Source organism: Arthrobacter sp. MW3 TE3886, assembly GCF_041262145.1.
Taxonomy (GTDB): domain Bacteria; phylum Actinomycetota; class Actinomycetes; order Actinomycetales; family Micrococcaceae; genus Arthrobacter.
The window spans coordinates 486929-512040 of sequence record NZ_JBGCAN010000001.1; the positions used below are offsets into that span (position 1 = coordinate 486929).

Sequence of the window (25112 nt, forward strand, 5' to 3'; positions counted from 1 at the left end):
CTCTGGGCAGGCTTTCAATTTTACGGGAATTCTCTGGAGTTTCCGAGTTGCGTGCCGTATGATCGCCCATTTCGGGTGCTAATTGGGGGCAATTCACCAATTTCTTTTGCCCGCTTTCGCCGCGCGGTTACTGGGAACCGGCCATCGCTGCGGCGCCGCGGCCAAAATTTTCCGTGCCAGCCCTCAGATGCGGGGGTTTTCGGCCGGATTCGGGCCGGCGGAAAGTCCGACGGCGGGCGCTACAGACATCTCATCGGGGCAGTCCTACGATTGATGGACACTTCATTTCACAGCGGTTAATTACAGCGGAAAGGAAGATCAATGGCGGATCATCAGTTCGGAGAAGAAATCGAGCCCGAGGTCGCGAGCCATCTGGCGCAATCCATGGCTGAAGCCCCCGGACCCGAGACCCTGCATCCCGCTCCCCCCGGGCCTGGCCAGGGACAGCAATGGCCGGACGGCAGCGGCAAACAGCGGCACCCCAAGGACCGCGACAGCGCCCGCGGGCGGCAAGGCCAGCAAGTGGCCGCCGGAGCCATGCACCGGCAGAGCCGTCCGCAGCTGCCCCACCACGACTAGCCCCATCACGGCCGGCCCCACACGACTAGGGGCCGGCGGCAGGGTCGGCCACGACGTCGGCTGGCGCCTTATCCAGGCGCCAGCCGCGCCACACCGGGTGCCGGAGCTTCCCGCTGCCGGTCCATTCCCCGAAGGTGACCTCGCCGACCAGTTTTGCGCTCACCCAGTTGGCGTCTGCGGCGTCAGCGTCCGGCACCTCCCGGAACGGGGAGGTCTTCCGTGGCAGGGCGTCGAGTTGCTGCCGGAGTTCCTTGAGTTCACGGGTGCTGAAGCCGCTGCCCACCCGGCCCACGTAGCGTAGCTTCGAGCCGTCCGGAATCCCCAGCAGCAGCGAACCCACGGATTCCCGGCGGCCGCCCTTACCGGGCCGCCAGCCGCCCACCACCACTTCCTGGGTCCGTTCAACCTTGAGCTTGAGCCAGGACCGGCTGCGCTGGCCGACATAGCGCCCGTCCGTGCGCTTGGCCATGACCCCCTCGAGCCCGAGCTCGGCGGCGCTTTCCAGGATGTGCGCGACGTCGCCGTCGATCACGCCGGAGAGCTCCACCGGGGCGGCGGAAGGGCGGAAGAACTGCTCCAGCCGGCGGCGGCGCTCACTCAGCGGCTGGCGCCGCAGGTCCTGGCCGGCGTCGAACAGCAGATCGAACAGCACCAGCCGCACGGGCGTGGACTCCTGAGCCCGGGCGACGTCGGCGGCCTTGCTCAGTTTCATGCGGCCCTGCAGCAGCCCGAAGTCGGGCCGGCCGGTGCGCCCGACGGCGATGATCTCGCCGTCGGCGACGAAGCCCTGTTCCGGCCAGCGGGACCGGTCCGTGAGCTCGGGGTAGCTCACCGACATGTCTATGCCGTTGCGGCTGATGAGCCGGATCTTCGTGGCGTCGCCGACGACCAGTGCCCGCACTCCGTCCCACTTGAGCTCGATCTGCCAGTCCAGGTCCGGAAGGTCCGCCAGGGTCCCCGACGTGGCCAGCATCGGGCTGAATCCGGAGGCGTCGGGGGCGCGTTCGGCGCCGGTGCCGGTTTCCGCTCCGTCCTCGCGGCGGCCGCCGTCCCCGTCCTCGCGGCGGCCGCCGTCCCCATCGGCGTCCTTCGCTGCCTCGTCCGCTGTGTCGTCCTCCGCATCGTCCGCTGTGCGGGCCGGGCGCCGCGGGCTGGGGCGGCCGTGCGGGGCCGCCGGGTCCATCAGGTGGATCAGCCACTGGTCATCGGCCTGACCGGTGTGGATCAGGGCGAACCTGCGCGGTCCGCCGAGGCCCCCGCCCTCCGCGCCGGTCAGGGTGGCGATGACCTCCTTGCCCGCGATCCATTTTTCGCATTCGTAGTGTCCGTGGTCCCAGATGCTGACGGTCCCGGCGCCGTACTGGCCCTTGGGAATCGCACCTTCGAAGTCGGCGTAGTCCATCGGGTGGTCCTCGGTCTGGACCGCGAGGTGGTTCTTGGTTTTGCTGGTCGGGACGCCCTTGGGCAGTGCCCAGGACACCAGCACGCCGTCGCGTTCCAGCCGGAAGTCGTAGTGCAGCCGGCTGGCGTGGTGTTCCTGGATGACGAACTTCTCCCGGCGTGTCCCGCCCTCGTCCCCGGCGTGGTGCCGGTCGGCGGTGAAGGGCTCGGGAGTGGCCGCCCTGTCCCGTTTGGTGCGGTACTTTTCCAGCCGCGGGTCGGTGTCGCCGCCGTCGCCGGCCTGCTCGGGAGAGATTTCAGCCCTTCCGCCGAGCAGATGGTCCGCCCGGTGGTCCGGCGGATGGTCCGGCGCGTGCGGTGAGTGCGGCGCCGGGGTGCCGGCGCCATGCCGGCCGCCGGAAACCGGGGCGAACGGATCCTTGCCGGCCGCGACGCGCTTCATCACCTCCTGGTAGTCCAGCTGGTGCAGCGAGGGGGAGCTGAGTTCCCGCCACGTGCGCGGCGCGGCCACCGTCGGCCGGAGCCGGCCGCGCAGCGAGTACGGCACGATCGTGGTCTTGGCGGCGTTGTTCTGGCTCCAGTCCACTAGCACCTTGCCGGTGCGCAGGGCCTTTTTCATGTCGCTGACGGCCAGATCCGGGTGGTCGGCTTCGAGCGAGCGGGCCAGTTCGCGGGCGAAGTCGGAAATCTGGTCCGAGCTCTGCGACCCGTCCAGGGCCGCATAGAGGTGGATGCCCTTGCTGCCGCTCGTCACCGGCACGGGATCCAGGCCGACGTCCTGCAGGATGGTGCGGGCCAGCCGGGCCACCTCCACGCACTCCGCCAGTCCCGCGCCCTCGCCCGGGTCCAGGTCCAGCACCAGCCGGTCGGGCGGCGAAGCATTGCCGTGGGAGTCAACCCGCCACTGCGGCACGTGGATCTCCAGGGCTGCGATCTGGGCCAGCCAGGTGAGGGTGGCGGGATCATTGACCAAGGGATATTGGATGGTCCGGTCCTTGTGCGTGATGGAGGCGCGGGGCACCCAGCCGGGCGTTGAATGGTCCAGGTTCTTCTGGAAGAACATCTCTCCCGGGGCGTCGGCGGTCCCGACGCCGTGGACCCAGCGCTTCCGGGTGGCCGGCCGGTTGCGGGCGGCGGGGATCAGCACGGGCGCGACGGCGGCGTAGTAGGCCAGGACGTCGGCCTTGGTGGTGCCCGTCTCCGGGTACATGATTTTTTCCAGGTTGGTGAGCACCAGTTCGCGTCCGTCCACCCGGACGCGTTCCTTACCGTTGGGCAAAACCCTTCACCTCCGCGCAACTGTGATGTTCACTTGATCCATGAGAGCCATCTGGAAAGGCGCAATAGCGTTCGGGCTGGTCAACGTGCCGGTCAAGGTCTACAGCGCCACCGAGGACCACGACATCAGCCTCCACCAGGTCCACAACGCCGACGGCGGCCGGATCCGCTACCAGCGCCGTTGCGAGGTCTGCAGCAAGATCATCGACTACGAGGACATCGACAAGGCCTACGAGGACGATGGCCGCACAGTGGTCCTGACCCGCGACGAGCTCAAGTCCATCCCGGCGGAAAACAGCCACGAAATCGAAGTGGTCCAGTTCGTTCCGGTCGACCAGCTCGATCCCATGATGTTTGAAAAGAGCTACTACCTTGAACCCGACTCCAAGTCGCCCAAGGCCTATGTGCTGCTGCGCCGCGCCCTGGAGGACACGGACCGGGTGGCAATTGTGCAGTTCGCGCTCCGGGACAAGACACGGCTTGGCGCGCTGAGGATTCGCGACGAGGTCCTGGTGCTGCAGTCGCTGCTGTGGGCCGATGAGGTCCGCGAGGCCAGCTTCCCCGCACTCGAGACCTCCGTCCGGATCTCGGCGCAGGAACGCGAGATGTCCGCCGCCCTGGTTGACTCGATGGCCTCCGACTTTGAGCCGGACCAGTTCACGGACGAGTACCAGGAGCAGCTGCGCCAGCTGATTGAGGCGAAGCTGGACAAGGGGGAATCGCTGGACACGGAGGAGACCTTCGGTGCCCCAGCCGAGGCCGGCGAGGGCGAAGTTATCGACCTGATGGAAGCCCTCAAGCGCAGCATCGAGAAAAAGCGCGGCGGAGGGCCGGCGGAGACTCCTGCCGGGAGATCCGGTTCGGCTGCCAAGGCCGACCCGAAGGCGGCCGCCAGGGCGTCGGCATCCAAGTCCACTGGCACTAAATCCACAGCCACCAAGACGGCGTCCACCCGGACTGCTTCTGCCAAGACTGCGGCGGCTGCCAAGACTGAAGCGGCTCCCAAGGCGACCGCCGCGAAGACGGCCCGAAAGGGTGCCTGAACCCGGGTGCCTGCCGGCGCCGTCGTGCACGCTAATCAGGAGTTCCGCAGGGCGGAGATGAGCTCGCTCTTCTTCTTGGCCGAGTATCCCGTGAGGCCGATCTCCTTGGCGCGTGCCTTCAGCTGCGGCACTGTCCAGTCCTCGTAGTCCCCGGCCTTGCCGCCCTTGCGGCCGACTGCGGAACGGCCCCGCTTGGCGGCGGCGTTGGAGATCCTGGCGGCTTTTTGCTTGGAAGCGCCGTCCTCGAGCAACTTCTCATAGAGCTCGGGGTCCTTGATGCTGGGGCTCTCCGAGCCTTGGGGCTCGCCCTTCTTCGTTGGCATGGCTGCGCGATCATCTCCTTCGGCCGGAACCACTTGGGCGGCGGCCCGCGGTCGGTGCCGCCGGGGATTCCAAACTAGCCGCGCCGCCGGGCCGTGACAAGCATTTGCTAAGTTCACTGACAAAAGCGGTGGCTGTCGGTCCGCCGCCAGAGCAACGCGGGGTCACTTAGCGCCCAAGTTCCCCAACGGAATGGGCCGTAAGTGACCCCGCGTTGCCATTGAACTTGGCGGCAGAAAACGCGAAGGCCCGGCCGGCCCCTCATCGGGGGCGGCCGGGCCAACTGAAGCTGCCGGTCTTCCGGCGCGGGGCCGGAAGGTGAGGCTATTCGGCGTCGTGATCCGTCTCAAGGATCTGCACCAGGCGGTCGAGTGCGGCGTCGGCGCCTTCACCTTCGGCACGCAACACCACAACTTCGCCGTGCGATGCGCCAAGGCTCATCAGCGACAAGATGCTGGCGGCGTCCATTGCCTCGTCCTCGGGCTCGCCCAACCGGGCAATCGTGATCTCGAGGTTGTCGAACTCGCCTGCAGCCTCGGCGAAGATGGCGGCCGGACGGGCGTGCAGCCCGACGCGGCTGGCAATGGTGGCGTTACGTTCGGTCATTTCTGCTCCTTGAAGTCAGCTTGGGTGTTTGTCAGCTGTGAAAATCTGCTTGGAAAAAGTGTCCTGGTTCAGGCGGCTACGGGAACAGTTTCCACCGTATCAACCGGCTTCTTGACTGCCCAGCGCTTGAGCGCGATCACGGCGAAGGCACCTACGACGGTACCGACCGCAATGGCGATGCAGAACCACAGGAACGAATCGATCGCGAAGAAGACGAAGATTCCGCCATGCGGGGCCTTCGACCCCACGCCCGCCGCCATTGAGATGGCTCCGGTTACGGCGCCGCCGAGCATGCTGGCGGGGATGACGCGGAGCGGGTCCGCGGCGGCAAACGGGATGGCGCCTTCGGTGATGAAGGAGGCCCCCAGCAGCCACGCAGCCTTGCCGTTTTCCTGTTCCGCAAGGCTGAAGAGCCTCTTGTTCAGCACGGTCGCGGCCAGTGCCATGGCCAGCGGCGGGACCATTCCGGCGGCCATGACGGCCGCCATGATCTGCCACGGGGCCTGGTTGGTGATGGAGGCTGCGCCCAGGCCGGCGACTGCGAAGGAGTAGGCAACCTTGTTGACCGGACCGCCGAGGTCGAAGCACATCATCAGGCCCAGGATGACGCCCAGGGCGATGGCGCTGGCACCGGTGAGGCCGGACAGGAATTCGTTGAGCCCGACAGTGACCCGGGCGATGTAGGCACCCAGGAATACGAACAACAGGCCCGACGCCGCGAGCGACGCCACGAGCGGGATAACGACCACCGGCATCAGGCCGCGCAGCCAGCGGGCCACGTTAAGCTTGCCGATCGAATGTGCCACGTATCCGGCGATCAGGCCGCCCACGATGCCGCCGAGGAAGCCTGCACCCATGAAGACGGCGGTGGCACCGGCAACGAAACCGGGGGCGATGCCGGGCCGGTCAGCGATGGCGTAGGCAATGTAGCCGGCCAGGGCGGGCACGAGGAAGCCCAGGGACAGGGCGCCGATCTTGAAGAGCACGGCCCCCAGGTAGGCGCCCAGCGGGCCCCAGGCCAGCTCCGGGTACGCGGTGGGCAAGTTCGTGAGGCTGTTCTCCGCCAGGATCTTGTCCGCGAAGGCGGTGATGTTGTAGCCACCCAGCAGGAAGCCGAGGGCGATCAGCAGACCGCCGCCAGCCACGAACGGGATCATGTAGCTGACACCGGTCAGGAGGGCCTTCTTCAGCTTCGTGCCAATGTGCTCACTCTTTTCCTCGGCGGCCATCTCAGCCTGCTCCTCGGCGCCGAAGTGGGGCACGCGGTGGGCATGCGGGTTGTCGGCTGCGGCGAGTGCCTCGGCGACCATCTTGTCGGGTTCGTCGATGCCGCGCTTGACCGGCGCGTTGATCACGGGCATGCCGGCGAAGCGCTCCTTGCCGCGCACGTCCACGTCCACGGCGAAGATCACGGCATCGGCGGCGGCGATCACGGCGGGGTCGAGGGCCTTGGCGCCGGAGGATCCCTGGGTTTCCACCTGCAGGTCCACGCCGACTTCCTTGGCCGCGGCGACGAGCGAGTCGGCGGCCATATAGGTGTGGGCGATGCCGGTGGGGCAGGCCGTGACGGCGACGAGGCGCTTGGGCCCCTTGGCCTTCGCTGCGCCGGCACCTTCACCGGTTGCGGCCGCTGCGGTTGAGGCGGCGGCGGTTGAGGCGGCTGCCGCCGATGCGGCGCCGGTCGCTTCGGCAGCGGTGTGGGCGGCCGGTTTGTCCGCCAGGGCGGCGTCGACGAGGTCGACAATTTCCGCCTCGGTGCTCGCGGCGCGCAGGCTGGCCGTGAAGTCCTTCTTGATCAGCGACCGCGCCAGCTTCGAAAGCAGCTTCAGGTGGTCCTGGTCCGCGCCCTCGGGAGCGGCGATGAAGAAGATGATGTCCGCGGGGCCGTCCTTGGCGCCGAAGTCGACCGGCTGGGACAGTCGCGCCATCGCCAGGGTGGGTTCGGTGACCGCCGTCGAGCGGCAGTGCGGGATCGCGATGCCGCCCGGGACGCCCGTGGCGGTCTTGGATTCGCGGGCGAAGGCGTCGGCGAAAAGCCCTTCGGCCTCGGTAGCGCGTCCGGTGTCAGCAACCCTGCCTGCCAGATGCCGGATCACGTCCTCGGGCGAGCTGCCCAGATTCTGGTCGAGCTCGACCAGTTCGGTGGTAATGAGCTGTGTCACTGTCAATCCTTCCGGAGGGCCGTGATGGTTACGGCATCAGGGGTGGTTTGGTTGACTGCCGGGACAGTGGAGCCAGGCAGGGAAGCGGCGGCGGCGCCATGGGCCACCGCCTGACGGAGGCAATCGACCGGGGCGGCGCCCTGGCTGGATGCGAGCAGGTATCCGGCCAGCGAGGAATCGCCGGCGCCGACAGTGCTGACCGCGGTGACCGGCGGGTGCGTGGCCAGCCACGCGCCGTCGGCCGTCACTAGAACGGCACCCTTGGAGCCGAGGGTGGCCAGTACGGCACCCACTCCGGAGCGCACGACGGCGGAGGCGGCCGCTGCTGCAGCCTCCGGGTCCGCTTCGAGCTCCTCGGCGGACTTGTTCGTGGCGAAACCGGCTGCGGCAGCCAGTTCCACCAGTTCCTCGGCGTTGGGTTTCAAGAGGTCCGGTTTTCCCGAGGTGTCGCCGGAGACCGCTGCGGCGAGGGGCTCGCCGGAGGAATCGACGGCGACCCGTGGTGCGGCCTCGCCGTCGAACAGGGAACGCAGCCGCCGGGTGACGGTCGCGTAGAAGTCGGCCGGGACCCCGGGTGGGAGCGAGCCGGCCAGGACTACCCAGGCGGCGCCGCGGGCGTGGTCCAGCAGGAGGCTGATCAGGGCCTCCTGCTGGTCCTCGCTGAGGGCCGGTCCGGGTTCATTGATCTTGGTGGTAACGCCGCCGGGCTCGGTGAGGGCCACGTTGCTGCGCAGCGGCTCACCGATCGGCAGGGCCGCGAACGGAACGTCGGTCTCCCGCAGCCCGGTGAGGACAGGGTCGGCCTCGGCGCCGGGGAGAACGGCGACTGTCTTCAGCCCCGACGCGACGAGGGCGCGGGAGACGTTGACTCCCTTGCCGCCGGATTCCTGGCGGACGGAGATGGCCCGCTGAACCTCCCCGCGGAGCAGGGGGCCGGGCAGCGCCACGGTGCGGTCCAGGCTGGGGTTGGCGGTGAGGGTGACAATCACGCGACCACCACCTCCACTCCGGCTTCCGCAAGGGCGTCGGCGAGTTCCCGGCTGGGTTGCGTGTCTGTGATCACGGTGTCCAGATCTTTCAACGAGGCGAACTGGACCAGCGTTTCCGCGTCCAGCTTGGAGGAATCAGCCAGCACCACAATGCGGCGCGCTGATTGGACGAAGGCAGCCTTGACAGCGGCTTCTTCAGGATCGGGTGTGCTCAGCCCGAAGGCTGCATGGATTCCGTTGGTGCCGATGAAGGCGATGTCCGGGCGGATCCGGCGGGCGGCTTCCACCGTGGACTGGCCCACGGCGGCCTGGGTCAGGCCGCGGACCTTGCCGCCGAGCAGGTGCAGGGCGATCCCGGGGCCGCCCGACAGCCTGGACGCGATGGGCAGGGAGTGGGTGATGACGACGAGTTCGGCGTCGGACCCGGGTCCCGGCGCGGTGCCCTGCGCGGCGGCTCCCGCGGCCCGGGCCGACAGGAGTTCGGCGAGGGCCTCCGTGGTGGAGCCGGCGTCAATCAGGATGCTGCCGGTGAGGCCCTGGGGGATGAGGGCCAGGGCGGCTTCGGCGATCCGGGTCTTCTCGGGCTGCCGCTGGACGGTCCGCTCCAGGATGCTTTCTTCCGTGGTGCTGAACCGGTCCGGAGAGACCGCGCCGCCGTGCACCCGGCGGACGCTGCCGGAGGCTTCCAGGGCGGCGAGGTCCCGGCGGATGGTTTCGGTGGTGATACTGAAGCGCTCGGCCAGGTCAGTGACGCTGGCCCGGCCGCTGGCGTAGATGAGCCCCACGATCAGCTGCTGGCGTTCTTCGGCGAACACTTACCCTCCATTGCGTACTGCGTCTGTCCTGGTTCTTGCCTGCTTTAGTGCTGGAAATGCGCTCTGACCGCTTCGGTGACTCCCGTCACATGAAGTGGAATTGTTTGACTTTATCTTTGTTCTTGTTGGTTTGTCAATGAAAAACCACATGAACGCAGAAAGGGTGCCTTTGCCGCGGGACATGTCCAGTGGTCGGGCTGGGCGCCGGGGGACATGTCCAGTGGTCGGGCTGGGGAGTGGGCATTGTGGGGTTATGTCCATGGGCCGCCCCGCGGGCTGGGCATGTGCCGCGGTTCGGGTGGTTGCGGGCCCGGCGCCGGGGGGCATGTCCAGTGGTCGGGCTGGGCGCCGGGGGACATGTCCAGTGGCCGGGCCGGGGAGTGGGCATTGTGGGGTTATGTCCATGGGCCGCCCCGCGGGCTGGGCATGTGCTGCGGTTCGGGTGGTTGCGGGCCGGGCGCTGGGGGCATGTCCAGTGGTCGGGCTGGGCGCCGGGGGACATGTCCACTGGCCGGGCCGGGGAGTGGACATTGTGGGGTTATGTCCATGGGCCGCCCCGCGGGCTGGGCATGTGCTGCGGTTCGGGTGGTTGCGGGCCGGGCGCTGGGGGCATGTCCAGTGGCCGGGCCGGGCGCCGGGGGACATGTCCAGTGGTCGGGCTGGGGAGTGGGCATTGTGGGGTTATGTCCATGGGCCGCCCCGCGGGCTGGGCATGTGCTGCGGTGCGGGTGGTTGCGGGCCCGGCGCCGGGGGGCATGTCCAGTGGCCGGGCTGGGCGCCGGGGGACATGTCCAGTGGTCGGGCTGGGGAGTGGGCATTGTGGGGTTATGTCCATGGGCCGCCCCGCGGGCTGGGCATGTGCTGCGGTTGTGCGCGGCTGGGCCACATGACGGAAGCCGGGCCCGACCTCGAGGTCCGGCCCGGCTTCCGGGTCGTTGGGTTCCGCGCCGCGCAGTGGGTGCGGGGAAATCTCAGATGCCTGCGTCGCGGCTCTCATTGCGGGTGATGGTCTCGCCGGTGTTGGGGTCCACTACCGTGCGGCTTTCGCTGACCCGGCGCGTGCGGCCGCGTCCGGGGCCGGCGAGGACGAGTGAGGCGATGAGTCCAATCACGCCGACCGCCATCAGGATGTAGCCGATCATGGCCTGGTTTACGTTGGGGATCAGCCCCGGGGCGACGGCCCAGGCGAGGATGGCGCCGATGGCGATGAGGAAGATTGCGGAACCGATTCTCATAACGTGCTCCTTGATGCCCGGGACGGGCCGATGATGGTAAGCATGCTGTCCAGCGTCACGCTACAACCCCGCCCCGGCTGTTTCAATGAAGCGCCCTCCGCCCCGCGGGGAAATTTTCGCGCCGGTTTCGGCCAGCCGCGCCCTTTTCGGACGGATGCGCCACCGATCCGGGGGGCGGAGGTCCGATTCCTCGGCGGAAACCATTCAGCACCACCGGGCGCGCGGCCGAGCGTGCGGCGGTGCTGGATAGGCTGGGCGAATGGAGACGGTGATCTGGTCAAAACCCGAGCACGAACGCGGCGGCACCCCGCTGCTGGTGATGCTGCACGGCTACGGTACGGACGAATTCCGCATGTCCAAGCTGTTCGCTTCCCTGCCGCCCGAGTTCAGCTGCGCCGCACTGCGTGGACCGAAGGACATTGGAGACCACTACGGCTGGTTCCTGCTGGATTATTTCCTCACCCACGACTTTGCCGACGTCATCGCCTCCACGAACGCGGTCTTCGCCTGGATCGAGTCCGTCAAAGCCCGGCACAGCAGCGTCAGCCTGTTCGGATTTTCGCAGGGGATGGCCATGGCCAGCACGCTCCTGCGGCTCCGGCCGGAACAATTCCGCGCAGCTGTGGGGCTCTCGGGCTTTGTCCTGGACAACGAACTCCTGGCCATGAGCGAATCCTTCACCGCCCGGCCGCCGTTCTTTTGGGGCCGGGACAAGGGCGACGTCGTCATCAACGACGCAGCCACCGAGCACACCGAGGCGTGGCTGAACCGGAACACCCAGCTCACGGCCAGGACCTATCCGGGCATGGGCCACACGATCTCGAAGGCAGAACTCGTGGACGTCAGCGCGTTCCTGCGGCACTACGTCCTGCGCTGACCGGGCGTCGACAAAAGTGATGACCGACTGATGACCGGGCACTGACCCGGCGCCGGGGACCCTCGCCAACGCGCGCCAATCCCGCAGCCGAAACCCCGGATCATCCACTTGCATGCCAAATATGTAAGCGCTTACAATCGACCTCGGCCATGAACACCGGGCCCACTACTTCAGGGGGAAGAAAGGGCTGAGCCCGTGCCGCAGGCCAACTCCCCGCGCGTGAGGATCCAGGACGTCGCCGCGCTCTCCGGGCTCTCCATCTGCACCGTCTCCCGTGCCCTCCGGCAGCTTCCCAACATCTCCGCACAGGCCAAGGCAAGGGTCAGTGACGCGGCGGCCCAGCTCGGCTACAAAGCCTCCTCCGCGGCATCCCGGCTGGCCGGCGGCAACACCGGCTCGGTGGCCATCATCGCGCCGACGGCCACGGCATGGTTCTTTGCCCGGGCCGTGGAAGCGGCCGAGGAAGTCTTCGCCGACAGCGGCTATGACACGGTGCTGATCAGCCTCCGGAACCGGCCCAGCGTGAAGCGGAATCTCTTCGGCGACCTCGCCGGCCTGGCGCAGCGGGTGGATGGCGTACTGCTGTTCAACATCGCCCTGGACGAGGCCGAAACGGCCGCGCTCGCCGGGTCGGGCCTCGCCGTGGCCAGCGTGGGGATGCACGGCGTGCCGTGGGACAACATGGGCATCGACAACGCCGAAGCCGCCCGCACCGCCACGAACCACCTGCTGGACCTGGGCCACCGGGACATTGCCATCCTTGCCGGCAGCGAAACCGGCGCACCCTCCCTCGTGACCGCCAGCGAGCGGCGGCGGGGCTTCGAGAAGGCCCTGGCCGGCCACGGCCTCGCCGTCGATCCGGACTTCGTGCTCGACGCCGGCTCCAGCATCGAAGGCGGCCGGCTGGCTATGGTGGAGCTCGTGGAAAACCGCAGGATGCCGTCCGCGATCTTCGCCGGTTGCGACGAGGCAGCCTTCGGCGCGCTCATGGCAATGCGGGAGTTCGGTTTGTCAGCGCCGGAAAACGTGTCCATCATAGGAATAGACGATCATCAGATGAGTTGGTTTCTGGGCCTGACCACAATTGCCCAGCCAGTTGCCGACCAGGGCGCGTTGGCGGCCAACCTGCTGATTGACAGACTTCATCGCTCAGGACTTCCCAATCCGCCGCCTGCCAGTCCGCCGTCGAACCATCTGCTGGACACCAAATTGGTAGAGCGCACCAGCACGCGCCGGCGCTGATCCGGACGGTGTCCGCCGCCGGAACGGCGCCCAAACAGAGCAGCCCCCAAGCAGAGCAGCCCTGAGCTGACTGCCAGACCACCATCACTTTGACCAGACCGTCCTGCCTGCCCGTTGTCTGAAAGGACCTCGCCTCATGACTGTAGTTCCCGATACCTCCGGCCTCGCCGGTGCGCTCTCCGGTGCATCCGCCATCCTTTTTGACCTCGACGGCGTCCTGACCCCCACCGCTGTGGTGCACGAGCACGCCTGGAAGCAGCTCTTCGACGGCTTCCTGGCCTCGGTCCCCGGGGCCGCGCCGTACCGTGAGAGCGACTACTTCGACCACATCGACGGCAAGCCGCGGTTCGACGGCGTCCGGGACTTCCTGGCCTCCCGCGGGATTGTGCTGCCCGAGGGCCCGGCGGACGACGAGCCCGCGCATGACACCGTCCACGGACTCGGCAACCGCAAGAACAAGGTCTTCAATGACATCGTCGAGGCCGGCGGAGTCCAGCCCTACGAGGGCTCCGTCCGGCTGGTTGAGGCCGCGCTGGCCCGCGGGCTCAAGCTCGCCGTCGTCTCCTCTTCCCGCAACGCCCCTGCCGTGCTGAAGGCCGCCGGCCTGTCCGATTATTTCCCGGTGGTGGTCGACGGCGTCGTCGCCGTCGCCGAGGGGCTGCCCGGCAAGCCCAGCCCGGCCACCTACGAATACGCCGCGCGGCTTCTGGGCCTGCCGAGCCAGGAGTGCGTCGTGGTGGAGGACGCCGTCTCCGGCGTCCAGGCCGGCAGCGCGGGAGACTTCCGCTCGGTGATCGGCGTCGACCGCGGCGCCGGCCGGCAGACCCTGCTCGACGCCGGCGCCACGGTCGTGGTCAACGACCTCGCCGAACTGCTCTAGCCCGGACCGCTCACCCCACCGCCCAGCCCCCTCCCGCCGAAGGAATCCCCTAAACCATGGCTCTCATCACCTCGGACCGCGCCCGGTTCCCCAACGATCCCTGGCAGCTGGTCGAGACCGTCCATCTCCCCGGCAATGCCGGCACCCTGGAGACCCTGTTCAGCCTCGGCAACGGGCACTTGGGCATCCGCGGCGCGCACTGGGGTGCAGCGGACGCCGAACTTCCGGGCAGCTTCATCAACGGCTTCCACGAGACCTGGGACATCAAGCACGCCGAAAACGCGTACGGCTTCGCCCGCACCGGCCAGCGGATCCTCTATGTCCCGGATGCCAACAACTTCACCGTCATCATCGACGGCGAGCCGCTGAGCCTGGATGAGTCCACTGTGCTGGACTACCGCCGCTCGGTGGACTTCGCCACGGGTATCTATGAGTGCCGGATCACCTGGCAGTGCCGTTCCGGTGCGACCGTGACCACCACCGAACGGCGCGCCGTCGGCTACGCGTCCCGCGGCGCGCTGGGCATCAGCCTCGAAGTGGCGGCCGACCGGGATATCTCCGCGGACGTCACGTCCTCGGTCATCAACCGCCAGGACCAGCCGGTGGAGGACCACTCCGCCCATGATCCGCGCCGCGCCGGCCGCCACGCCGGCCGGGTGCTGCTGCCCCTGCGGCTCGACGGCGGGGACGGCTCCCTGCGCCTGTCCTGGGAAGCCTCGGAATCCAAGCAGCGGCTCGGGATGGCCGTGGATCACTGGACCTCGGCCGGCGTGCAGCCGTTCGACACCCAGGTGGACCAGGACGACAGCAGCGTCCGCTACGTGCTCGCCGTCAGCGCGGACGCACCGTTCGTGCTGGAGAAGAGCGTCAGCTACGCCGTGGGCCAGGCCGCCGAGGACCTCGCCGACAGCGCCGAAGCCAGCCTCAAACCGGTCAGCGAGATCTTCGCCCAGAGCGCGGACCACTACCGCGACTACTGGAGCACGAGCGACATTGTCCTGGCGGGCCAGACCGAGCTCCAGCAGGGCGTGCGCTGGAACCTCTTCCAGCTCGCGCAGGCCACGGCCTGCGCCGATGTGGCCGGCATCCCGGCCAAGGGCGTGTCCGGCTCCGGCTACGACGGCCACTACTTCTGGGACCAGGAGGTGTACCTGCTGCCCTACCTGACCTACACGAACCCGGGCAACGCCCGCCAGGTCCTGGAATTCCGGCACGACCTCCTGCCGGAGGCGAAGATCCGCGCCAAGGAGCTCAGCGTTGACGGCGCCCTCTTCCCCTGGCGCACCATCAACGGACTCGAGGCCAGCGCCTACTACGCGGCCGGCACCGCGCAGTTCCACATCGCCGCCGCGATCGCCTTCGCGACCAACCGGTACATCTGGGCCAGCGGGGACACCGAGTTCCAGGCCACCCTGGGCTCCGATCTGCTGATCGAGACCGCCCGGATGTGGGTCTCGCTCGGCTTCTTCGGCAAGGACGGGCTGTTCCACATCCACGGCGTCACAGGCCCCGACGAGTACACCGCCGTCGTCAACGACAACCTGTACACAAACGTCATGGCGCGCTTCAACCTGCGCGCCGCGGCGGCGCTGGACCACCCCGAGATCGACGACGCCGAACGCCAGCTCTGGGAGCAGGCCGCCAACCGCATGCAGCTGCCCTACGACGAGGACCTCCAGGTCCACTCCCAGGACAACGACTTCATGACCCTGGAACCGTGGGACTGGACCACGCCCCGGTCCAAGTACCCGCTCCTGCTGCACTTCCACCCGCTGGTGATTTACCGGCACCAGGTCCTGAAGCAGGCCGACACCGTGCTGGCCATGTTCCTGCAGTGGCAGGATTTCACCGCCGAGGAAAAGCGCCGCGCCTTCGATTTCTACGACCCCATCACCACCGGCGACTCCACGCTGTCCGCCTGCGTCCAGGGCATCATGGCGGCCGAGGTCGGCTACGGCAAGGCCGCACTGGACCACTTCACCCACGCCCTGTTCATCGACCTCGACGACACCCACGGCAACACGATCGACGGCGTCCACATCGCCTCTACCGGCGGGGTGTGGAGTTCGCTGGTCAGCGGCTTCGCCGGGCTGCGGGACCAGGGTGCGGTGCCGTACTTCGATCCGCGGCTGCCTGCCGAATGGGACGGACTTGAGTTCCATCTGAAGATCCAGGGCAGGCTCCTGCACGTCGGGCTCGAGCAGGATTCGATCAGCCTGACCGTCCGTGACGGCGCGCCGCTGCAGGTCGACGTGCGCGGGGAACTGCTCACGGTCGACGGCGGCCCGGTCCGGGTCCCGCTGGCGCCCGTCACCGCCCCGGAACCGACCATCTTCCCCAGCGGCCTTCCGACGTCGTCGATCCCGGTGGTGCGCGCCGCAGTCTGAACCGCCGCCAAACCAACGCGGGGTCACTTACAGCCCATAATCCCCCCGGACATGGGCGCTAAATGACCCCGCGTTGCTCTGGGCCGGGCTGCCCTGACCCGGAGGATTCGGCAGGGGCCGTGGCATCCGCGAAGTCGTCACCGTCGGCGAGCGGGTGGGCCAGTTCATCGGCCGGCATCCGCGCCACCACCATCGCGACGACGGCCATCACCGGGCACACGGTCCCGGCGACGAGGAAGATCAGCCACAGCGGCAACACCTCGGCGGCCGGCCCGGACAGTGCCATGGAGACCGGCATGAGGGCCAGGGACACGAAGAAGTCCAGGCTTGAGACGCGGCCGAGCAGATGCGGCGGCACCCGGCGCTGGAGCAAGGTTCCCCAGATCACCATGCCCACGCCGCCGGTGGCGCCGAAGATGAAAAGGGCGGCGGCCACGGCCCAGAAACTGTCCATGATTCCGACGGCGGCGATCGGCAGGCTTCCCGCGCCCCAGGACACCATCATCACGGTGAGGTAGCGGCGGGGAAGCGGAAAAGAAGCCGTGGCCAGCGAGGCTGCGGCGCCGCCCACGCCCATGATGGCGAGCAGGAAGCCGAACATGCGCGCGTCCCCGCCGAGCTGGTCCCGGACCACGAACGGGACCAAGACCTCGATGGGGCCGATCAGGAACAGCACCGAAATGCACGCCCAGAGCAGGGTCCACAGCAGCCAGGGCGTCCGGACGGTGTAGCTGACGCCCTCGCGGAGATCGTGGCGCAGGGACGTCTTGGCCCGTTGGCTTGGTCCATCCTGGACTTCCGCCCCTGCCGCGGGCTGGCGGTGGAGGAGGTTCAGGATGGCGAAGGCCAGCAGGTGGCAGGCCGCAACACCGGTGACGGCGTAGGCAGGGGACAGGGCCGCCACCAGGATGCCCGCAACGGCCGGTCCTGCGGCCTGCTGCAACAGCGGCCGCATGGTCCCCTCCAGGCCGTTGGCCGCGAGCAGGTCCTCGGGCGGCAGGATCCGCGGCAGGATGGCGGAGTAGGCGGGAAAGAAGAACGCGGCCCCGACGCCGAGCACGAAGGCCCCCAGGGCCAGATGCCACAGCTCGAGCAAGCCGGCCATGGCAAGCCCGCTGACAGTGGCAACGACGGCGAGGTTGGCGCCCTCGACGGCGATGATCAGGAGCCGCTGGGGTACGCGGTCCGCGGCGATGCCGCCGGCCAGCAGAAACGTCACCAGCCCGACGCTGCCCGCCGCGGCCACGATCGAGAGCTCCAGCGGTCCGCCGCCCAGGTGGATCACCTCGTAGACCATCGCGACGGCCCACATCCCGGAACCGAAGATGGAGATGGCCAGCGCCGTGATCAGCACGCGGTACTCCCGGTGCGCGAAGGGGCGGAGGGCTCGCAGGGCGGGCATGGGCCCAGTCTAGTAGCCAGCCGCGCGGCCGGGCTGGAACACTCCGGGGTCCATCGGCGACCCGCCTGCCGGGCCGTGCCCTAGTGTTAAGTGAACTTACTTTTTTGGTTCCGACGAGAGGCGATCATGGCCAAGCGCAGCAACCCGGCAATGAAGGTTGCCCAGCAAACAGCCCACAGTGCGATGTTCGACGCCGCCGGCCGGCCCCGGCCCGGACTCCACAAGGTGCTCCTGCGGGCGGTTGAAGTCCAGCGGCCCCTGGTGCTGGCCAATATCCGCAGGCTCCAGCGCAGGCACCCGCAGGCCACGGCGGCCCAGCTCGCCGCCATCCTGGAGCGCGACTACCTGCTCGCCGTCACCGGCGGCGGTGCGCTGGTCGGCGGGGCGGCGGTGATTCCGGGCGTCGGAACAGCGGCAGCACTCGGTCTTTCGGCCGCCGCGGCCGTCGGGTTCCTCGAAGCCACCGCCCTGTATTCCACGGCGCTTGCTGAACTGCACGGCGTCCGGATGGTGGATCCGGACAGGGCCAGCACCCTGGTGATGGCGATCATGCTCGGCGAGGAAGGCACACAGCTGCTGAGCTCGCTGAGCGGGCAAGCGGCGGGACGGGGCAGGGGGCCGTCGCAGGCCTGGACTACGGCCTTCACCCGGAGCATGCCCCTCGCCGGCTTCGGCACCGTGCGGGCCAAGATCCAGACGATGTTCCTGCGCTCCCTGCTCAAGACCCAGGGCACTGCCCTGCTTGGCCGTGCCCTGCCCTTCGGCGTCGGCGCGGTCGTCGGCGGAGTCGGCAACCGTGTGATGGGCCGCGCCGTCGTCGCGAACGCCAAGGAAGCGTTCGGGCCCCTCCCGGACACGATCCCGGGCGAACTGCAGGCCCTGGCTGACACCACCGGGCCGGCCGCGCTCTACGACACGTCCCTGGACGCGCAGCCGGATTCAGCCCCGGGCAGCGGCACCCTGGGCAGCGGCGCGCCGAAGACTTCAAGGAAGGACGGCGGCACGTTTTGGATCTGAACACTGACCTGGGGGAGTCCTTCGGGACATGGACCAAGGGCGACGACGCCGCGATGTTTCCGCTGGTCACAAGCGCCAGTGTGGCCTGCGGAATGCACGCCGGCGACCCCGTGACGATGCTGGACACCTGCCGGGCGGCGTACGAACTCGACGTCAGCGTCGGCGCCCACATCGGTTACCCGGACCTGGCCGGCTTCGGCCTGCGCTCGCTGGACATGACCTTTGACGATCTCTTCGGCGCCGTCCTCTACCAGCTCGGAGCGCTCGACGGCGTCGCCCATGCCGTGGGCGCCTCGGTGGACTACGTCAAGCTGCACGGGGCGCTCTACGACCGGACCGTGCATGACGCCGAGCAGGCCTCCGCCGTGATCGCCGCCATCCAGGCCTACGATCCCGGGCTGCCCGTCCTCGGCTTCCCCGGCTCAGCCCTGCTGGAAATCGCCAAGGAAGCCGGGCACCCCGTTTTCTCCGAGGCCTTCGCGGACCGCGCCTACTTCCCCGACAGCACTCTCGTGCCGCTCACGGAGGAAGGGGCCCTGATCCTCGACGCCGGACAGGTTGCCGAGCGGGCGGTCAGGCTCGCCACGAAGGGCGAAGTCGAGGCCGTCGACGGCACCGTGCTCCGGATCGAGCCGCACTCGCTGTGCCTGCGGGCGGACACGCCCGGCTCAGTTGCCACGGCGGCGGCGATCCGTGCGGCGCTGGAGGCCGCCGGCGTCGAGCTGGAGAGCTTCGCCTGAACCGCGGGCATTGAACCGCGGGCCCGGGGCTGCCCCAGTGTCCTAAGGCCCTATCCGGCCCGGAAGGTGCCCCTTAGCTTGAGGGCATGACTGCCGGAGGCGCCGCGGGGTTGGACGGACCCGCCTCGGATGCAATGTTGAAACTGGGCCGATTCTTTACGAAATGGGACCAGACCGAGGACGGCAGGGCGGTGTTCCGCGAGGGTGGCCGCAAGGGCGACATCTTTTACCGGGACCGCTGGAGCCACGACAAGGTGGTCCGGTCCACGCACGGGGTGAACTGCACCGGCTCCTGCTCCTGGAAGGTGTACGTCAAGGACGGCATCATCACCTGGGAATCCCAGCAGACCGACTACCCCTCCGTGGGCCCGGACAGCCCGGAATACGAGCCGCGGGGCTGCCCGCGCGGCGCGGCCTTCTCCTGGTACACCTATTCTCCCACCCGGGTGCGTTTTCCGTATGCGCGGGGCGTCCTCGTCGAGATGTACCGCGAGGCCAAGGCCCGGCTGGGTGACCCGGTGCTGGCCTTTGCCGACGTCGTGGGCGACCCTGAGCGGCGCCGCCGCTACCAGCAGGCCCGCGGCAAGGGCGGCCTGGTGCGTGTCTCCTGGCAGGAGGCGGTCGAAATCGCCGCCGCCGCGCACGTGAACACCATCAAGGCCTACGGCCCGGACCGCTGTGCCGGCTTCTCGCCCATCCCGGCGATGTCCATGGTCTCGCATGCCGTGGGGACCCGCTTCATCCAGCTGATCGGCGGGGTGATGACGTCCTTCTACGACTGGTACGCCGACCTCCCTGTGGCCAGCCCGCAGGTTTTCGGGGACCAGACCGACGTCCCGGAATCGGGGGACTGGTGGGACGCCCGGTATCTGATGATGTGGGGCTCCAACGTCCCGGTGACCCGCACCCCGGACGCGCACTGGATGGCCGAGGTGCGCTACCGCGGCACCAAGGTGGTCACGGTCAGCCCGGACTATGCGGACAACACAAAATTCGCCGACGAATGGCTCCCCGCACAGGCCGGAACCGACGCCGCGCTGGCCATGGCGATGGGGCACGTCATGCTCAAGGAATTCTTCGTCGACCGTGAGGTGCCGTTCTTCGTCGACTACGTCCGCCAGTACACCGACCTGCCGTTCCTGGTCCGGCTCGAACGGCGCGACGACGGCTCCCTCACCCCGGCCAAGTTCCTCACCGCCCGGGACCTCCCGGCCGCTGCCGGGGCCGAGGATGCGGCGTTCCGCACCGTCCTGTTCGACAAGAAGACCGGGCTGCCGGCGGTCCCCAACGGCTCCCTGGGCTTCCGCTACTCAGACAGCGGCGAGGGCAAGTGGAACCTGGACCTCGAGGGGATTGAACCGGCGCTGTCCCTCCGGGAAGTATCAACGGAAAGCGCGGAGATCCTGCTGCCGTGCTTCGAGGACGCCGGCGGGGACGGCAGCGTGCTCCGGCGCGGCGTGCCCGTCCTGGAGGTGGAAGGCCAACTGGTCACCACCGTCTTCGACCTGATGCTGGCCCAGTACGGGGTCGGCCGCGACGGGCTCCCGGGAGACTGGGCCGCCGGCTACCAGGACGCCGCGACACCCTACACGCCGGCCTGGCAGGAGGAGATCACCTCCGTCCCGGCGCAGGCCTGCATCCGGGTGGCCCGCGAATTCGCCCGCAACGCCGAACAGTCCCAGGGCCGGTCCATGATCATCATGGGTGCCGGGATCTGCCAGTGGTTCCATGGCGACACCACCTACCGGGCGGTGCTGGCCCTGGTGATGCTGACCGGCTGCATGGGCCGCAACGGCGGCGGCTGGGCGCATTACGTCGGCCAGGAAAAGACCCGGCCGGTCACCGGCTGGCTGTCGCTGGCCAATGCCCTGGACTGGTCCCGGCCGCCGCGGACCATGATCGGCACCGGCTACTGGTACATGCACACGGACCAGTGGCGGCAGGACGGTTACTCCGCGGATGCGCTGAAGTCCCCGCTCTCCACCGGGGCCCTGGACGGCATGCACACCGCGGACGCCCTCGCCCAGTCCGCCCGGCTCGGCTGGATGCCGTTTTACCCGCAGTTCGACCGGAACCCGCTGGACCTCGCGGACGAGGCCGAGGCGGCTGTCGCCGCCGGCACCGCGACGAACACACCCGGCTACATCGCCGATGCCCTGAAGAGCCGCGCCCTGAACCCGGCGATCGAGGACGTGGACGCCCCGGAGAACTGGCCGCGGACCCTCGTGCTGTGGCGCTCGAACCTGTTCGGCTCCTCCGCCAAGGGCAACGAATACTTCCTGCGGAACCTGCTGGGAACCCACAACAATGTCCTCGGCCAGGACCACGCCGAAGGCCTCAAACCCCGGGACGTGAAGTGGCACGACCAGGCGCCCGAAGGGAAACTGGACCTGCTGGTCTCCGCGGACTTCCGGATGACCTCCACCACGCTCCTGTCCGACGTCGTCTTCCCGGCCGCCACCTGGTACGAGAAGCACGACCTGTCCTCCACCGACATGCATCCCTTCGTGCACGCCTTCACCCCGGCGATCGACCCGCCCTGGGAGACCAAAACGGACTTTGACATGTTCCACCTGCTGGCCCAGGAGTTCTCCCGGCAGGCCAAAACCCACCTCGGCGTGCGCCGGGACCTCGTGAGCGTGCCGCTGCAGCACGACACCCCCGGCCAGCTCGCCCAGCCCGGCGGGATCGTCCGGGACTGGCGGGACACGTCCATCCCCGCGGTCCCCGGGCAGAACATGCCCATCTTTTCCGTGGTGGAGCGGGACTACACCGCCATCGCGGACAAGCTCGCCGCCGTCGGGCCGCTGGCCGACAAACTGGGCTTCACGGTCAAGAACGTCACCTACAAACTCGCTGGAGCGCTGGACCGGCTCAGCCGCTCCAACGGGGTGATGCTGGGCGGCGCCGCGGACGGACGCCCCGCGATCGACACCGACGCGAAAATGGCCGAGGCCATCCTGGCCTTCTCCGGCACCACCAACGGCGCGCTGTCGGTGCAGGGCTTCAAGGACCTGGAACTCCGCACCGGGCGGAAACTGGCGGACCTGGCCGAGGGCTCCGAGGAAAAATTCATCACTTTCGCCCAGACCCAGGCCGGCCCCGTCCCTGTGATCACCTCCCCGGAATGGTCCGGCTCCGAAACGGGCGGGCGGCGCTACGCCCCCTTCACCATCAACGTCGAAAGGCTCAAGCCCTTCCACACCCTGACCGGCCGGATGCACTTCTTCCTCGACCACGACTGGATCCGGGACATCGGCGAGGCGCTGCCGATCTACCGGCCGCCGCTGGACATGCACAAGCTCTTCGGCGAACCCCGACTCGGCCAGGACGGGGCCATGGAGGTGGTGGTCCGCTACCTGACGCCGCACTCCAAGTGGTCCATCCACTCCGAATACCAGGACAACCTGCTGATGCTCTCCCTCTCCCGGGGCGGGCCGACGGTCTGGATGAGCCCCGCCGACGCGGCGGCCATCGAGGTCAAGGACAACGACTGGGTGGAGTGCCTGAACATCAACGGCGTCCTGGTGGCCCGGGCGATTGTCAGCCACCGGATGCCGGCCGGCGTGGTCTACGTCCACCACGCGCAGGAACGCACCATCGACGTGCCGAAGTCCGAGGCCACCGGGCGGCGCGGCGGCATCCACAACTCCGTGACCCGGCTGCTGGTCAAACCCTCGCACCTGATCGGCGGCTACGCCCAGCTGTCCTACGCGTTCAACTACCTCGGCCCCACCGGAAACCAGCGCGACATGGTGGCCACCGTCCGGCGTCGTTCCCAGGAGGTGCAGTACTGATGCGTGTCATGGCCCAAATGGGCATGGTCATGAACCTGGACAAGTGCATCGGCTGCCACACCTGTTCCGTGACCTGCAAGCAGGCCTGGACCAACCGTGCGGGCACCGAATACGTCTGGTTCAACAACGTCGAAACCCGCCCCGGCCAGGGCTATCCGCGCCGCTACGAGGACCAGGAGAAGTGGCACGGCGGCTGGGCGCTGAACAAGCACGGCAAACTGGTGCTCAAAGCCGGCGGCCGGGTCAAGAAACTCCTCGGGATCTTCGCCAGCCCGGTCCAGCCCGAGCTCAAGGACTACTACGAGCCCTGGACCTACGACTACAAAACCCTCGTTGACGCGCCCCTGGGCGACGACTTCCCCGTGGCCAGGCCCAAATCCCTGATCACCGGTGAGGACACCAAGATCACCTGGTCCGCGAACTGGGACGACGACCTCGGCGGCTCCACCGAGAACGGCCACCTGGACCCGATCGTGGAGAAGGTGCGGCGGGAATCCGAGGACAAGATCAAGTTCGCCTACGAACAAACCTTCATGTTCTACCTGCCGCGGATCTGCGAGCACTGCCTGAACCCGTCCTGCATGGCTTCCTGCCCTTCCGGCGCGATCTACAAGCGGGTGGAGGACGGGATTGTGCTGGTGGACCAGGACAAGTGCCGCGGCTGGCGCCAGTGCGTCACCGGCTGCCCCTACAAGAAGATCTACTTCAACCACAAGACCGGCAAAGCCGAGAAGTGCACCTTCTGCTACCCGCGGGTGGAGGTGGGGCTCCCGACCGTCTGCTCGGAGACCTGCGTGGGCCGGTTGCGGTACCTGGGGCTGTTTCTGTACGACGCCGACGCCGTCACCGAGGCGGCCTCGGTCACGGACCCGCAGGAACTCTACGACGCCCAGATGGACGTGCTGCTGGACCCGCACGACCCCGCCGTCCAGGCAGAGGCCCGGGCCCAGGGCATCCCCGAAGACTGGATCGACGCCGCCGGGCGCTCGCCGGTCTACGCCCTGGCCAAGGTCTACAAGGTGGCGCTGCCGCTGCACCCGGAATACCGGACCATGCCGATGGTCTGGTACGTGCCGCCGCTCTCACCCGTGGTGGATCTGCTGCGCGACCAGGGGCACGACGGCGAGGACACCGGCAACCTCTTCGGCGCCATTGACGCGCTGCGCATCCCGGTGGAGTACCTCGCGGAACTCTTCACCGCCGGCGACGCGGACCGGGTCACCGCGGTGCTGAAGAAGCTCGCGGCCATGCGCTCCTTCATGCGCGGCATCAGCCTCGGCAACGACCCGGACGACGCCATCCCGGAGGCCGTGGGGATGGACAGCCAGAGCATGTACGAGATGTACCGGCTGATGGCGATCGCGAAGTACGAGGAGCGCTACGTCATCCCGAAGGCCCACGTGGAGCAGGCCCACGACCTCGAGGAAATGGGCTGTTCACTCGATTTCGAGGGCGGGCCCGGCATGCAGGATACGGCCCACTTCGGCGAAGCCAGCGGCCGGCCCGTCCCCGTGGCGGTGGAAACCTTCAACGCCCTCCGCGACCGGCAGACCTCCGGCACCGCACCCGGCGAAACCACCCTGCGCGGCAGGGTGAACCTGCTCAACTGGGACGGCACCGGCGCACCCTCCGGGCTCTTCCCGGAAAAACCGCCTCCGGAAAAACCGCCGCCGCCGAAACCGGCAGGATCCGTGGACTCCCCTCCGGCGGGGGAGCAGCCATGACCCGCCGCCAGCAGGTCCTCTACCTCGCCGCGGCCTGGTGCCTGTCCTACCCGGACGAGGAACTGACCGGCCGGGTCCCGCTGATGCGGGCGGCGCTGGCCGAGTTCCCCGGCGCCGCGGCGGACTTCGTGGAGGTCCTGGACCAGCTGGAGTCCACGCCGCCGATCCAGCTCCAGTCCCAGTATGTGCGCGAGTTCGACCTCGGAAAGCGCCACGCCCTGCACCTGTCCTACTGGACGGACGGGGACACCCGGCGCCGCGGCGAGGTTCTGGGCAACTTCAAGAAGACCTACCGGCAAAGCGACATCCTGGTGGACACCCACGGCGAACTGCCCGACTACCTCCCGATGGTCCTCGAATACGCCGCGCTGGTGGACCTCGCCGCCGGCCGCGGGCTGCTGACGCGCTTCCGGGCGAGCCTGGAGATGCTCCGCTTCGGGCTGCTCCGGGACGGGCTGCCGCACGCCCGGATCCTGCAGGCCGTCTGCGCCACGCTGCCCGGGAAATCCCCGGCGGACGAGCAGGCCGTCATGCGGATGGCCGGCTACGGCCCGCCCACCGAGGCCGTGGGCCTGGACCCCTACGATCCGCGCCTGCTGCCGGTGAAGGGGCCCTGA

Annotated in this window: 19 protein-coding genes; 11 read left to right on the forward strand and 8 right to left on the reverse strand. The window is 68.5% G+C overall.

Annotated features, from left to right (window positions below):
* Positions 1 to 321: 321 nt before the first annotated feature.
* Positions 322 to 579: a hypothetical protein gene (locus tag ABH915_RS02345; protein WP_026539459.1), complete on the forward strand. Its 258-nt coding sequence runs from the start codon at positions 322 to 324 to the stop codon at positions 577 to 579.
* A 25-nt stretch (positions 580 to 604) separates the two neighbouring features.
* On the opposite strand, the gene ABH915_RS02350 is transcribed toward ABH915_RS02345, so the two are convergent.
* Complete coding sequence (locus tag ABH915_RS02350) at positions 605 to 3190, reverse strand: ATP-dependent DNA ligase (RefSeq protein ID WP_370124916.1); 2586 nt, start codon at positions 3188 to 3190, stop codon at positions 605 to 607.
* Between the two features lie 109 nt (positions 3191 to 3299).
* Here ABH915_RS02350 and ABH915_RS02355 point away from each other — a divergent pair, with 109 nt between their 5' ends.
* Positions 3300 to 4301: a Ku protein gene (locus ABH915_RS02355; RefSeq protein ID WP_370117350.1), complete on the forward strand. Its 1002-nt coding sequence runs from the start codon at positions 3300 to 3302 to the stop codon at positions 4299 to 4301.
* 35 nt (positions 4302 to 4336) lie between these two features.
* On the opposite strand, the gene ABH915_RS02360 is transcribed toward ABH915_RS02355, so the two are convergent.
* The 6 genes from ABH915_RS02360 to ABH915_RS02385 form a co-directional block, all read right to left on the reverse strand.
* Positions 4337 to 4624 (reverse strand): Rho termination factor N-terminal domain-containing protein, encoded by a 288-nt coding sequence (locus ABH915_RS02360; protein ID WP_370117353.1) that lies wholly within the window; start codon positions 4622 to 4624, stop codon positions 4337 to 4339.
* A gap of 322 nt (positions 4625 to 4946) precedes the next feature.
* Positions 4947 to 5228 (reverse strand): HPr family phosphocarrier protein, encoded by a 282-nt coding sequence (locus tag ABH915_RS02365; protein WP_018774864.1) that lies wholly within the window; start codon positions 5226 to 5228, stop codon positions 4947 to 4949.
* A 68-nt stretch (positions 5229 to 5296) separates the two neighbouring features.
* Positions 5297 to 7390: a fructose-specific PTS transporter subunit EIIC gene (locus tag ABH915_RS02370; RefSeq protein WP_370117357.1), complete on the reverse strand. Its 2094-nt coding sequence runs from the start codon at positions 7388 to 7390 to the stop codon at positions 5297 to 5299.
* A gap of 2 nt (positions 7391 to 7392) precedes the next feature.
* Positions 7393 to 8379 carry a 1-phosphofructokinase family hexose kinase gene (locus tag ABH915_RS02375; RefSeq protein ID WP_018774862.1) on the reverse strand — a complete coding sequence of 329 codons (987 nt, stop codon included), beginning with the start codon at positions 8377 to 8379 and terminating at the stop codon, positions 7393 to 7395.
* Positions 8376 to 9194, reverse strand: coding sequence for a DeoR/GlpR family DNA-binding transcription regulator (locus ABH915_RS02380; RefSeq protein ID WP_018774861.1), 819 nt, complete (start codon positions 9192 to 9194; stop codon positions 8376 to 8378). Before ABH915_RS02380 ends, ABH915_RS02375 begins: the two co-directional genes overlap by 4 nt.
* Before the next feature lie 971 nt (positions 9195 to 10165).
* Positions 10166 to 10429 (reverse strand): DUF6458 family protein, encoded by a 264-nt coding sequence (locus tag ABH915_RS02385; protein ID WP_018774860.1) that lies wholly within the window; start codon positions 10427 to 10429, stop codon positions 10166 to 10168.
* A gap of 259 nt (positions 10430 to 10688) precedes the next feature.
* Between ABH915_RS02385 and ABH915_RS02390 the strand changes: the two genes are divergently transcribed.
* The 4 genes from ABH915_RS02390 (at position 10689) to ABH915_RS02405 (ending at position 15815) form a co-directional block, all read left to right on the forward strand.
* Entirely contained in the window at positions 10689 to 11306 is a 618-nt protein-coding gene (locus ABH915_RS02390) for an alpha/beta hydrolase (protein WP_079552210.1), read from the forward strand.
* A gap of 195 nt (positions 11307 to 11501) precedes the next feature.
* A complete protein-coding gene (locus ABH915_RS02395) occupies positions 11502 to 12548 on the forward strand; it encodes a LacI family DNA-binding transcriptional regulator (RefSeq protein ID WP_370117363.1) in 1047 nt (348 codons plus the stop codon).
* Positions 12549 to 12684: 136 nt separating this feature from the next.
* Positions 12685 to 13428 carry an HAD family phosphatase gene (locus ABH915_RS02400; protein ID WP_018774857.1) on the forward strand — a complete coding sequence of 248 codons (744 nt, stop codon included), beginning with the start codon at positions 12685 to 12687 and terminating at the stop codon, positions 13426 to 13428.
* A gap of 56 nt (positions 13429 to 13484) precedes the next feature.
* Positions 13485 to 15815: a glycoside hydrolase family 65 protein gene (locus ABH915_RS02405; protein WP_370117366.1), complete on the forward strand. Its 2331-nt coding sequence runs from the start codon at positions 13485 to 13487 to the stop codon at positions 15813 to 15815.
* Positions 15816 to 15873: 58 nt separating this feature from the next.
* On the opposite strand, the gene ABH915_RS02410 is transcribed toward ABH915_RS02405, so the two are convergent.
* A complete protein-coding gene (locus ABH915_RS02410) occupies positions 15874 to 17217 on the reverse strand; it encodes an MFS transporter (protein ID WP_370117369.1) in 1344 nt (447 codons plus the stop codon).
* Between the two features lie 126 nt (positions 17218 to 17343).
* Here ABH915_RS02410 and ABH915_RS02415 point away from each other — a divergent pair, with 126 nt between their 5' ends.
* The 5 genes from ABH915_RS02415 (at position 17344) to narJ (ending at position 25112) form a co-directional block, all read left to right on the forward strand.
* A complete protein-coding gene (locus ABH915_RS02415) occupies positions 17344 to 18234 on the forward strand; it encodes a hypothetical protein (protein ID WP_370117371.1) in 891 nt (296 codons plus the stop codon).
* The gene (locus ABH915_RS02420; RefSeq protein WP_370117374.1) at positions 18225 to 18974 is read left to right on the forward strand and encodes a 5-oxoprolinase subunit PxpA; all 750 of its coding nucleotides are present in this window, start codon (positions 18225 to 18227) and stop codon (positions 18972 to 18974) included. The genes ABH915_RS02415 and ABH915_RS02420 overlap by 10 nt, the downstream gene beginning before the upstream one ends.
* An 86-nt stretch (positions 18975 to 19060) precedes the next feature.
* Complete coding sequence (locus ABH915_RS02425) at positions 19061 to 22771, forward strand: nitrate reductase subunit alpha (protein WP_370117377.1); 3711 nt, start codon at positions 19061 to 19063, stop codon at positions 22769 to 22771.
* A complete protein-coding gene (gene narH / locus ABH915_RS02430; protein WP_370117379.1) occupies positions 22771 to 24495 on the forward strand; it encodes a nitrate reductase subunit beta in 1725 nt (574 codons plus the stop codon). The genes ABH915_RS02425 and narH overlap by 1 nt, the downstream gene beginning before the upstream one ends.
* A complete protein-coding gene (gene narJ, locus ABH915_RS02435; protein WP_370117382.1) occupies positions 24492 to 25112 on the forward strand; it encodes a nitrate reductase molybdenum cofactor assembly chaperone in 621 nt (206 codons plus the stop codon). Before narH ends, narJ begins: the two co-directional genes overlap by 4 nt.

Coding starts and splice junctions, on each gene's coding strand:
- ABH915_RS02345 (WP_026539459.1), top strand. CDS start 322: ATGGCGGATCATCAGTTCGGAGAAGAAATCGAGCCCGAGGTCGCGAGC.
- ABH915_RS02350 (WP_370124916.1), bottom strand. CDS start 3,190: ATGTACCCGGAGACGGGCACCACCAAGGCCGACGTCCTGGCCTACTAC.
- ABH915_RS02355 (WP_370117350.1), top strand. CDS start 3,300: ATGAGAGCCATCTGGAAAGGCGCAATAGCGTTCGGGCTGGTCAACGTG.
- ABH915_RS02360 (WP_370117353.1), bottom strand. CDS start 4,624: ATGCCAACGAAGAAGGGCGAGCCCCAAGGCTCGGAGAGCCCCAGCATC.
- ABH915_RS02365 (WP_018774864.1), bottom strand. CDS start 5,228: ATGACCGAACGTAACGCCACCATTGCCAGCCGCGTCGGGCTGCACGCC.
- ABH915_RS02385 (WP_018774860.1), bottom strand. CDS start 10,429: ATGAGAATCGGTTCCGCAATCTTCCTCATCGCCATCGGCGCCATCCTC.
- ABH915_RS02390 (WP_079552210.1), top strand. CDS start 10,689: ATGGAGACGGTGATCTGGTCAAAACCCGAGCACGAACGCGGCGGCACC.
- ABH915_RS02400 (WP_018774857.1), top strand. CDS start 12,685: ATGACTGTAGTTCCCGATACCTCCGGCCTCGCCGGTGCGCTCTCCGGT.
- ABH915_RS02405 (WP_370117366.1), top strand. CDS start 13,485: ATGGCTCTCATCACCTCGGACCGCGCCCGGTTCCCCAACGATCCCTGG.
- ABH915_RS02410 (WP_370117369.1), bottom strand. CDS start 17,217: ATGCCCGCCCTGCGAGCCCTCCGCCCCTTCGCGCACCGGGAGTACCGC.
- ABH915_RS02415 (WP_370117371.1), top strand. CDS start 17,344: ATGGCCAAGCGCAGCAACCCGGCAATGAAGGTTGCCCAGCAAACAGCC.
- ABH915_RS02425 (WP_370117377.1), top strand. CDS start 19,061: ATGACTGCCGGAGGCGCCGCGGGGTTGGACGGACCCGCCTCGGATGCA.
- narH (WP_370117379.1), top strand. CDS start 22,771: ATGCGTGTCATGGCCCAAATGGGCATGGTCATGAACCTGGACAAGTGC.
- narJ (WP_370117382.1), top strand. CDS start 24,492: ATGACCCGCCGCCAGCAGGTCCTCTACCTCGCCGCGGCCTGGTGCCTG.